At 64.0% G+C, this 9280-nt stretch carries 11 protein-coding genes; 8 read left to right on the top strand and 3 right to left on the bottom strand.

What is annotated here, in order from left to right; genetic code table 11:
• Window positions 1-9: 9 nt before the first annotated feature.
• Genes ACWBU6_RS16635 through ACWBU6_RS16610 form a run of 6 tightly spaced genes read left to right on the top strand, consistent with a single transcriptional unit; the run spans window position 10 to window position 4713 of the window.
• Entirely contained in the window at window positions 10-1203 is a 1194-nt protein-coding gene (locus ACWBU6_RS16635) for a beta-ketoacyl-ACP synthase (RefSeq protein WP_452644527.1), read from the top strand.
• Window positions 1200-1661: an ApeP family dehydratase gene (locus ACWBU6_RS16630; RefSeq protein WP_452644526.1), complete on the top strand. Its 462-nt coding sequence runs from the start codon at window positions 1200-1202 to the stop codon at window positions 1659-1661. Before ACWBU6_RS16635 ends, ACWBU6_RS16630 begins: the two co-directional genes overlap by 4 nt.
• Window positions 1658-2395, top strand: coding sequence for a 3-oxoacyl-ACP reductase FabG (gene fabG, locus ACWBU6_RS16625; protein WP_452644525.1), 738 nt, complete (start codon window positions 1658-1660; stop codon window positions 2393-2395). Before ACWBU6_RS16630 ends, fabG begins: the two co-directional genes overlap by 4 nt.
• Complete coding sequence (locus ACWBU6_RS16620) at window positions 2392-3624, top strand: beta-ketoacyl-ACP synthase (protein ID WP_452644524.1); 1233 nt, start codon at window positions 2392-2394, stop codon at window positions 3622-3624. Before fabG ends, ACWBU6_RS16620 begins: the two co-directional genes overlap by 4 nt.
• Before the next feature lie 12 nt (window positions 3625-3636).
• Window positions 3637-4080: an excinuclease ATPase subunit gene (locus tag ACWBU6_RS16615; RefSeq protein WP_452644523.1), complete on the top strand. Its 444-nt coding sequence runs from the start codon at window positions 3637-3639 to the stop codon at window positions 4078-4080.
• 15 nt (window positions 4081-4095) lie between these two features.
• Entirely contained in the window at window positions 4096-4713 is a 618-nt protein-coding gene (locus tag ACWBU6_RS16610) for a 4'-phosphopantetheinyl transferase family protein (RefSeq protein WP_452644522.1), read from the top strand.
• Here the strand turns inward: ACWBU6_RS16610 and ACWBU6_RS16605 are convergent, their stop codons facing one another.
• Window positions 4714-5484 (bottom strand): polysaccharide deacetylase family protein, encoded by a 771-nt coding sequence (locus tag ACWBU6_RS16605; RefSeq protein ID WP_452644521.1) that lies wholly within the window; start codon window positions 5482-5484, stop codon window positions 4714-4716. It lies immediately after the preceding gene.
• Between the two features lie 179 nt (window positions 5485-5663).
• On the opposite strand from ACWBU6_RS16605, the gene ACWBU6_RS16600 reads away from it, so the two are divergent.
• Window positions 5664-6383, top strand: coding sequence for a class I SAM-dependent methyltransferase (locus tag ACWBU6_RS16600; RefSeq protein WP_452644520.1), 720 nt, complete (start codon window positions 5664-5666; stop codon window positions 6381-6383).
• On the opposite strand, the gene ACWBU6_RS16595 is transcribed toward ACWBU6_RS16600, so the two are convergent.
• Window positions 6380-6970 carry a DUF3617 domain-containing protein gene (locus ACWBU6_RS16595; protein ID WP_452644519.1) on the bottom strand — a complete coding sequence of 197 codons (591 nt, stop codon included), beginning with the start codon at window positions 6968-6970 and terminating at the stop codon, window positions 6380-6382. The two genes, ACWBU6_RS16600 and ACWBU6_RS16595, sit on opposite strands and share 4 nt — an antisense overlap.
• Before the next feature lie 133 nt (window positions 6971-7103).
• Here ACWBU6_RS16595 and ACWBU6_RS16590 point away from each other — a divergent pair, with 133 nt between their 5' ends.
• Window positions 7104-8858: an amidohydrolase family protein gene (locus ACWBU6_RS16590; protein WP_452644518.1), complete on the top strand. Its 1755-nt coding sequence runs from the start codon at window positions 7104-7106 to the stop codon at window positions 8856-8858.
• 50 nt (window positions 8859-8908) lie between these two features.
• Here ACWBU6_RS16590 and ACWBU6_RS16585 read toward each other — a convergent pair whose 3' ends face one another.
• Window positions 8909-9277 (bottom strand): cupin domain-containing protein, encoded by a 369-nt coding sequence (locus ACWBU6_RS16585; RefSeq protein ID WP_452644517.1) that lies wholly within the window; start codon window positions 9275-9277, stop codon window positions 8909-8911.
• Between the last annotated feature and the right edge of the window lie 3 nt (window positions 9278-9280).

The raw sequence follows: 9280 nt of genomic DNA, 5'->3' as shown, positions 1-9280 counted from the left end.
GGGCGGGAAATGTCTAAAATTTACCTGAACGAATGCGGCATCATCTGTGCTCTGGGCGAAGGCCAGGAGCAGGTCAAGGCGCGCCTGTATGCAGGCGTGCCGGGCGTGGCGCCGACCGGCCGCTGGTCGAAAGGCCGCGAGCTGGCCCTGGGGGCCGTGCCGGGCGAACTGCCTTCGGTAGCGCACCTGGCGCCGCACCTGCGCAGCCGCAACAACGCACTCGCGCTGGCGGCGCTGGAGCAGATCCGGCCGGCGGTGCAGGCTGCAGTGGCGCGCCATGGCGCCAGCCGGGTCGGTGTGGTGCTCGGCACCAGCACTTCCGGCATCGGCGAAACGGAACAGGCGCTGGCGCGGCAGGGCGTCAACGGCGTGCTGCCGGCCGAATTCAGTTACCGCGCCCAGGAAATGGGTTCGCCGGCCGAGCTGCTGGCAATGGAGCTGGGCCTGCAAGGCCCCGCCTATGTCCATTCGACCGCCTGTTCTTCGGCAGCCAAAGCGATGGCCAGCGCGGCGCGCATGATCCGCATGGGCCTGTGCGATGCAGTCATCACCGGCGGCGCCGATTCGCTGTGCGCCTTTACCGTAGCCGGCTTCTCGGCGCTGGAATCGGTCAGCGCGGGGCAGTGCGTCCCGATGAGCGCCAACCGCAAGGGCATCAACATCGGCGAAGGGGCGGCCCTGTTCCTGATGGAGGCTGCGCCCTCCGGCCCGCGGGCAGTCGAGCTGATGGGGTGGGGGGAATCCTCGGACGGCCACCATATCTCGGCACCGGATCCGCAAGGCACCGGGGCGCGTTTGGCTTTCGAGCTGGCCCTGCAGCGCGCCGGTATCGAAGCGAACCAGGTCGACTACATCAATATGCACGGCACCGCGACGCCGCAGAACGACGCCATGGAGTCGCGCGTGATCGAAGCCCTGTTCGGCAACCAGGTTCCGGTCAGCTCGACCAAGCCGTTTACCGGCCATACGCTGGGTGCCGCCGCCGCTGTCGAAGCAGCCCTGTGCTGGCTGGCCATGCAGGAGGACAATCCGCAAGGTCGCCTGCCGCCACACCTGTGGGACAGCGCCGTCGATCCGGCGCTGCCGGCGCTGAACCTGGTGCCGCCGGGCGCTGCACTGGGTCGTCCGCTGCGCCGGGTGTTGAGCAGCTCGTTCGCCTTCGGCGGCTCGAACGCGGTGCTGCTGTTGGGGAGGTGTGCATGAACATGCCCGACATCCGGCAACTGGTGCCGCATAGCGGCCAGATGGTGCTGCTCGATCGCGCGCTGGAGGCCGACGCAGACCACCTGTGCGCCGAAGTGCGCATCCACGAAGCGACCATGCTGGCCGGCTCCGACGGCGTCGGCGCTTGGGTGGGCATCGAATACATGGCGCAGGCCATTGCCGCGCACGCAGGCTGGCTTGCGCTGCAGCGGGGCGAGGAGGTCAAGGTTGGCTTCCTGCTTGGCTCGCGCAAGTACGAAGCCAATATACCGAACTTTGCGCTGGGGAGCGTGCTGCAGGTGCGCGTGCGCCGCGTACTGCAGTCCGAGAACGGACTGGGCGCCTTCGAGTGCCGCATCGATATCGTGGGGGGCATGGCAAATGCCGCCACGGCGACGGTGACGGTGTTCCAGCCAGATAATGTCAATCAATTTCTCAAAGATGGAAACGTAGGATGAATCAGAACAAGTCCATGAGCGTGCTGGTGACCGGGTCGTCGCGCGGTATCGGCAAGGCGATCGCGCTGCGCCTGGCGCGCGACGGTTACGATGTGGTGCTGCACTGCCGCAGCCAGCGCGCCGAAGCTGAAACGGTGGCGCAGGAGATTGTGCAGATGGGCCGCGCCGCCCGCGTACTGCAGTTCGACATCAGCGACCGCGCCGCCACCGCCGCGGCGCTGGAAGCGGACATCGCGCAGCACGGTTGCTATTACGGCGTGGTGTGCAACGCCGGCGTGGCGCGCGACAACGCCTTCCCGGCCATGTCGGGCGAGGACTGGGACATCGTCCTGCAGACCAACCTCGATGGCTTCTACAACGTGCTGAACCCGCTGATCATGCCCCTGGTACAGCGCCGCAAGCCGGGCCGCATCGTCACCCTGGCCTCTGTTTCGGGCCTGATCGGCAACCGTGGCCAGGTCAATTACAGCGCCGCCAAGGCCGGCATCATCGGCGCCACCAAAGCACTGGCGCTGGAACTGGCCAAGCGCTCCATTACTGTCAACTGCGTTGCGCCGGGCCTGATCGAGACCGACATGATCGAAGAGGTTCCGATGGACGAGGCGCTGAAGATGATCCCGGCGCGCCGCGTCGGCAAGCCGGAAGAGGTGGCCGCAGCGGTGAGCTTCCTGGTCGGCGAGGACGCAGGCTATATCACCCGGCAGGTTATTTCCGTCAACGGAGGCCTGGCATGAGCCGCCGCGTCGCCATTACCGGCATGGCCGGCATCAGCCCCCTGGGCAACGACTGGGCGGCCATCCGTGAACGCCTCGGGCAGTACCGCAATGCCGTGGTGCGCATGACGGAATGGGAAGACTATGAAGGCTTGAATACCCGTCTGGGCGCGCCGGCGGCGCCGTTCGAGCTGTCCGGCCGCTATAACCGCAAGACTACCCGCAGCATGGGCCGCGTGGCCCTGCTGGCAACGCGGGCAACCGAACTGGCGCTGGAGGATGCCGGCCTGACCGATCATCCTTTGCTGAAAAGCGGCGACATGGGCGTCGCTTTCGGCTCGTCCGCCGGGACCCCGAGCGCAATCGGCGATTTTGGCCGCATGATGGAAGAGCGCACCACCAAGGGCATTAACGCCACCACCTACATCAAGATGATGGCGCATACGGCGCCGGTCAATATCGGGGTGTTCTTCGGCCTGACTGGCCGAGTGATCACCACCTCCAGCGCCTGCACCTCGGGCAGCCAGGGCATAGGTTATGCCTATGAGGCGATCAGGAGCGGCAAGCAGCTTGCCATGGTGGCCGGCGGCGCAGAGGAATTGTGCGCGACCGAGGCGGCGGTGTTCGACACCCTGTTTGCCACCAGCGTGCGCAACGACGAAGCGCATGCCACGCCGCGCCCGTTCGACCGCACGCGCGACGGCCTGGTGATCGGCGAGGGCGCCGGTTGCCTGATCCTGGAAGACCTGGAACACGCGGAAGCGCGCGGCGCGACAATCTATGCGGAACTGGTGGGCTTTGGCACCAACAGCGACGGCTGCCACGTAACCCAGCCGAACGCCGAAACGATGCAGCGCGCCATGGAGCTTGCCTTGCAGGACGCGGACTTGCGGCCGTCGGACATCGGCTACATCAATGCCCACGGCACTGCTACCGCGCAAGGCGACATCGCCGAATCGCACGCTACGCTGGCGGTGTTTGGCGGCGGCACGCCAATCAGTTCGCTGAAGAGCTATATGGGCCATACGCTGGGCGCCTGCGGCGCGCTGGAGGCCTGGATCAGTATCGAGATGATGCGCGAGGGCTGGTTCGCCCCGACCATCAACCTGGAAGAACCCGACCCGGAATGCGCGGCGCTGGACTACATCGCCGGCACCGGTCGTGAGCTGGACTGTGAGTACGTGATGTCGAATAATTTCGCTTTTGGCGGCATCAACACTTCGCTGATTTTTAAACGTTACATCAAATAAGAGGACGACTGGATGAAAAAGATGATTTCCGTAGCAGTACTGGCCGCCGCCGCATTGGCTTCATCGGCTGCATCGGCACGCAACGACATGCTGAAGTTCCCGATCGAAGGCGCGATGGCCGCCAACGACGCCGCGGCGCGCCTGGGCGGTTCGGTCAAGTTCTTTTTTGCCGGCCAGCCAACGCCACCGGTAGCGAGCCAGATCATTAGCGACAAGACCAGCCTGCGCACCAACGGCTTCGGCAAGTCGCCTCAAGAGGCATGCAACTATGTATTCCTGTCGGCCATGCTGAAATTGCAGAAGCGCGCGCAAGACGTTGGCGCCGATGCCGTCATCAATATCGTCAGCAATTTCAAAGATGTCGAGTTCGCCAGCGCTACCGAGTTCCAGTGCGCTGACGGTGCCTTGATGGCGGGCGTGGCATTGAAGGGTGATTTCGTCAGACTGGCGAAGTAAGCCGGGACGGCGCCAATGCGCGGGACCTTGCTCTGGCTGGCCGATGCAGGCGCGGCGAGCGCTGCCGACTTGCAGCGTTACCTTGCCTGGCTGACGCCGGGCGAGCTGGCCCGCCATGGGCGCTTTGTGCGCGAGCAGCGGCGGCGCCAGTTCATTGCCGGCCGGGTGCTTTTGCGCATGGCACTGGCACCGCTGTTGCGGGTGCCGCCGCAGCAGGTGCTGCTGGAAGAACGCAACGGGCAGGCGCCGCGCCTGCTGACGCCGGCGCCAGGCGGTGCGGCGCCCGGTTTCAGCATTTCCCACAGCGGACGCTGGGTGGCCTGCGCCGTCAGCGAGCATGCGGTGGGCCTGGACATTGAGGTGCGCGACCCGTCGCGCGACCTCGATGCGCTGGCCAGGCAGGCTTTCGATGCCGATGAAGCGGCACGCTGGCAGCAGATGCGGCGCTGGGAGGAAGCACAGCGGGTCGAAGGATTTTATCGGCTGTGGAGCGAGAAGGAAGCGCGCATCAAGCTTGGGCTGGCAGTAGGCGGCTATTGCGCCGCCGTGCCGCACGAGGAGCTGTCGGTGGTGTTGTGCAGCCCGGTGGAGCTGGTATCCGTGCCGCAGCCGGTAGTCGTTACACTGCCCTGATTATTGTTGCCACAGCCACTGCCAGAGGCCGGGCAGGGGCGGGGCGCCATCGGGGGTGTCGACGGTCGACGCCATGGCCGCACGTTCGAGTTCTTCGCGGTTGTCGTAAAAAGGCTTGGCCGCCAGCGGAATCTCCAATTCGCGCGCGACGTCGAGCAGGATGCCGAGGTATTCCTCGAAGTGGCTGGCGGTGTGGCGGTTGACGTCGTGGAAGGTGACAATGACCGGAGTGACGCCGTCAACCACCGGCATGGCGCCGTCGGACCAGCGCTTGCGGGTTTCCGCCATCATCTTGAGCATGTTGGAGCGCTTGCGCAGGCTGAAGTTGAAGACGTAGATGACGCCGTCCTTGGCACTCAGGTCGGTCAGCAGCATGCTCAGGCCATGGGCGCGGTAGGACGCCAGCGTATCGGCGTCATAGGCCCAGAACGGAGGGCGCACCAGCTTGGGCACCACGCCGGTTTCGGCCAGCAGGTCGGCCACGCCCAGCTGCATGGTCTCATCGAGCTTCTCGCGGCTCATGAGGCGGTGGTTGGAATGGAAGGTCGTGGCGGAGTGCAGCGCGACCACGTGGCCTTCGGCGTGTTCGCGCCGGATCAGCGCGCGGCCCCGTTCGGTGCCGCCGCCGCTCCAGGCCCGGGTCTGGGTGAAGAACACGGCCTTGATGTTGTCCTGGTAGGGATTGCTCTCCAGGGTTTCAAGGATGCGCACGGTGGGGTTGAAGAAGGGCGCCCACGCCGGGCCATCATCGAAGGTGAGCAGGAAGCGCACAGGGGCTTGGTCGGCCTGCGCTGCCGCTCCCGCAGGAAGTAGCAATATTGTTAAGGCAGCAAGAAGCAGGCGCAGAAGAAGCACGGGAAGGGTCGTCAAGTTCGGTTGGCCCGATATTGTACGTGATTTGCCTGGCCGGCTCTTGCAGACCCTTTGAGTCAACTTGAAAAGAAAAAGATATGAATGCTAGGTTAGAAGTAGTGCCGTCAGGTGAGGTCCACGTTGAAGAGACGGCATTTGGCAAATGGTTCTTGCGTACCGAAACATGGACGGTCCACGTACTGGAGCGCGCGCTGAAGGACTTGCAGCGCCTGATGCCGGATGCACCGGCCAGTTTTGGCGTGGTGGCCGACGTCGGCTGCGGGTTTGGCCGTTCCCTGCCGAAGCTGCACCAGCGCTTTGCGCCGCAGCGCCTGATCGGCATGGACATCGACCCTGAAATGCTGCAGCATTCCGCGCAGGAAGTGGCGGCCCACAATATCAAGGCGGAGTTCATCTGCTGCTCCAGCTCCAACATCAAGCTGGAAGACAATTCGGTCGACCTGCTGTTCTGCCACCAGACCTTCCACCACCTGGTGGACCAGGAAAACGCCATCCGCGAATTCTTCCGCGTCCTCAAGCCGGGCGGCAAGCTGCTGTTCGCAGAGTCGACCAAGCGCTATATCCATTCCTGGATCATCCGCCTGCTGTTCCGCCATCCGATGGACGTGCAGAAGACGGCGCCGGAATATCTGGCCATGGTGCGCAATGCCGGTTTCAGTGTTCCGGACAGCGCGGTGTCCTACCCGTTCCTGTGGTGGAGCCGGGAGGACCTGGGACTGATGGAGCGGGTGCTGCGCATCAATCCGCCTGCCGTGCGTGAGGAGACCTTGATCAACCTGGTGGCGGTCAAGCCTTAACCTTCCTGCTGCGGTGCCACCTTGCCGCAGTCGCTGCCTTTCCAGCGGGCGGTCACTTCCTGCGTTGCATGGAAGTCGCCTGCCTGCGGCACGGGGGCGCCGTGCGGGCCGGTGACCTTGCCGTCGCCGACCATCTTGAAGCGCCACTCCTTGCTGTTGGCAACGACGTATTCGCCGCTGCCTTTGTAGTTGTTGCCTTGCGGGCCCATGCAGGCCGCTTTGAACCGGGCGCCGGAGCTGCTGGCCGAGATGATGTCCAGCTTGCAGCCCTGCGAGGACTGCTCCATCTTGCGCTTGATATCTTCGGTGTCGATTCCCTTGGCCACCTGGGCCGGCGTCAGGCAGGTCCGGGTTGCGCCCGCGTTGCCGCCGTGGCCCATTTGCTCCTGCATCTGCTTGCGCTGTTCCGGCGTCAGGCGGGCCATCATCCTTTCCCGGCCCTTGCGCATGGCCTCCTCGACGTTCTGGCCATTGATCAGGGTAACGCGGGTTTCTTCCCACAGTCCCGGGGCCAGCTTGAGCGGGATCACTTCGGCATGGCCGGTCAGGCAGATGGTGGCGAGGATGGCGCTGAACGCGTATTTCATGGTCACTCCTGTTGGCGAAAAGTGCGAAGGATAGCAAAAAAACATCAGCTCGCGGCGCAAGATTTACCGGTTTGTTGCGGGGATGCCGTTTAAGGATTAGCCTTTCTCAACAATAATTCGGGCAGGGGATATCGTGCATGCCATCGAAAGTCGCCGCAGTTTCCTGAAGTTTGCGGGCGCATTGGGCTTCCCGGCGCTCGGTGGCTGCTGTCTCTTTGGCCCACGGGAGATTATTCCCTATTGCCCGGGCAGCAGCGCCGTCAGCGACTTGAAGTCGGAGCTGACCATCGATGTGCATGCGCATGTCTTCAATGGGACCGACCTTCCCGTCAAGGACTTTCTCCAGCTTGTGTTGGCGCGCCAGGCCGGCGTGCCGGGAAGCGTTGCCGCCATCATCGGGGAGCTGCTGCAGGCGGCAGCGTGGTCCAGGGCGCCCAAGGCCAGTGAGGAGCGGGCCGAACTCGAAAAGATCAGGCTGATGCTCGCTTCCTGTGGCGGCAGTGCCGGCCAGCTGGCGATTACGTCTGCGGTGCAGGAGATGGCCGACCGGGCGTTCCGGGTTGGCGTGCGGGAGCTGATCGAGGCGTTCAATGCTTCGCCGGCCTTGAAGGGCGCAAGGCTGCGGGCGCGGGACCAGGCTTTGGCGCCGGACACGAGGGTCCAGGCGGAAGCCGCAATAGCCGATGAAATCGAACTGGTCTCAAAGTTGCCGTCCTACGGCGAATACCGGAAATACCTGGGAAGCGCCGCTGCCGGCGAGGGGCTGGCGCAGGTGGCCCGTATCAGCGCGCGCGGCGCGATCGCCTTTGTCATACAGAATTTCCAGTACCGGTACGTGAGCGTGCACGATTACCTTGGCCTTTATAACGTGCCGGGCCGCCGGGTCATCGACCTGCTGATGCCGATGATGGTCGATTACGACTGGTGGTTATCATGCGGCCGCCCAACCGCATCTTCGCTCGCCGAACAGGTCGAGACGATGGAGCTGGTGGCGATCGTCACGCGCGGCCGGGTCCATGCGTTCGTCCCCTTCGATCCCTTGCGCGAAACCGCATTCGGTATGGGGCTGGCGCCTTCGAGCTCGTTGAAGCTGGTGAAGGATGCGCTGGATCGGGGATGTATCGGGGTCAAGCTGTACCCGCCGATGGGCTTTGCCGCCCTGGGGAACGAGGAACTGCAGGGAGAGTCGCCGGATTTCTGGCGCCGGGAGTGGTTTGACAAGCGGCTCTTGAAGCCCGATCTTGGGCGTCGCCTCGATGCGGCTCTGCGCTCGCTGTACCGGTACTGCGTCGATAACGACGTTCCCATTATGGCGCATACGGCTCTGTCCAATGGGCCTTCAAAGGAGTTTGAAGGCCTGGCTGGGGCGAAATACTGGGCGCGCGTGCTGCAAGAGTTCCCGGCCCTGCGCGTCAATTTCGGCCATTTCGGCGACACCGGGTTTGGCGGGAGCGAAGCCGGGTCGTACGCAAGGGCGAAGGAGTTTGCCGGCCTGATGCAGGCGCAGGGCCCAGGCAGCAAGGCCTACGCCGATTCCGGCTACTTCATGGAAGCGGTCGAACACAAGGATGGACTGAGGCAAGCGCTTGCGCAGCTGATGCGGGAAACCGCGGACAAAGGCAGCGCTTCGCTTGCCAATCGCTTCATGTATGGCACCGACTGGGAGATGACGATAGCGCATGGGCATATCGAAACTTACCTGAAGGATTTCCAGGATGTAGTCGAAAGCGGGCAGCTTGCGCGCAGGTTCTTCGGCGAAAATGCCGCCGGCTTCGCGGGCCTTCGAGCCGGCGCGCGGACGCGCTTACGCCTGCAGAAATTCTATGACCTGCACAATATTCCCAAGCCGGACTGGATGCTCAAGGTCGACCAGGCGCCATCCGGCTGAGGAAAATCCGGCGCCGATGGCAGCCAGGTCCGGCGCAGGACGCGTTGAAGTCAGCGAGGCTGATGCCGTTCGACGATCACGTAGTGCTTGCGAACCGGCTCGACGACTTCGAACACGCCTTTGAAACCGGCTGGGATCACCAGCGCGTCGCCGGGACCGGCTTCGGCGGCATGGCCCTGTTCATCGACGATGCGGCAGCGGCCTTCGAGAACGCAGAAATATTCGTCCTTGTTGTGGGCGAAGGCAATGCGCCAGCTGCCTTTTTCGCAAGCCCAGATACCGGCATGGACTTCACCGCTGGCATTGGTGAAATGGTTCCAGGTAGTGCGTTTGGGGTTTCCCACCAGCCGACGATCCTCGCGCGGGTGGTCGTATTCAGGGGCCGGGGACTGGCTGCGGAATTCGGTGATTGCTGTCATGGC

This window comes from Pseudoduganella sp. HUAS MS19 (genome assembly GCF_053615455.1).
This window is presented reverse-complemented; position numbering and strand designations above follow the sequence as displayed.

What these genes read in the sequence shown, in the direction of transcription:
- ACWBU6_RS16595 (WP_452644519.1), bottom strand. Translation starts at nt 6,970, where the DNA reads ATGAAATACGCGTTCAGCGCCATCCTCGCCACCATCTGCCTGACCGGC.
- fabG (WP_452644525.1), top strand. Translation starts at nt 1,658, where the DNA reads ATGAATCAGAACAAGTCCATGAGCGTGCTGGTGACCGGGTCGTCGCGC.
- ACWBU6_RS16620 (WP_452644524.1), top strand. Translation starts at nt 2,392, where the DNA reads ATGAGCCGCCGCGTCGCCATTACCGGCATGGCCGGCATCAGCCCCCTG.
- ACWBU6_RS16585 (WP_452644517.1), bottom strand. Translation starts at nt 9,277, where the DNA reads ATGACAGCAATCACCGAATTCCGCAGCCAGTCCCCGGCCCCTGAATAC.
- ACWBU6_RS16610 (WP_452644522.1), top strand. Translation starts at nt 4,096, where the DNA reads ATGCGCGGGACCTTGCTCTGGCTGGCCGATGCAGGCGCGGCGAGCGCT.
- ACWBU6_RS16635 (WP_452644527.1), top strand. Translation starts at nt 10, where the DNA reads ATGTCTAAAATTTACCTGAACGAATGCGGCATCATCTGTGCTCTGGGC.
- ACWBU6_RS16600 (WP_452644520.1), top strand. Translation starts at nt 5,664, where the DNA reads ATGAATGCTAGGTTAGAAGTAGTGCCGTCAGGTGAGGTCCACGTTGAA.
- ACWBU6_RS16615 (WP_452644523.1), top strand. Translation starts at nt 3,637, where the DNA reads ATGAAAAAGATGATTTCCGTAGCAGTACTGGCCGCCGCCGCATTGGCT.
- ACWBU6_RS16630 (WP_452644526.1), top strand. Translation starts at nt 1,200, where the DNA reads ATGAACATGCCCGACATCCGGCAACTGGTGCCGCATAGCGGCCAGATG.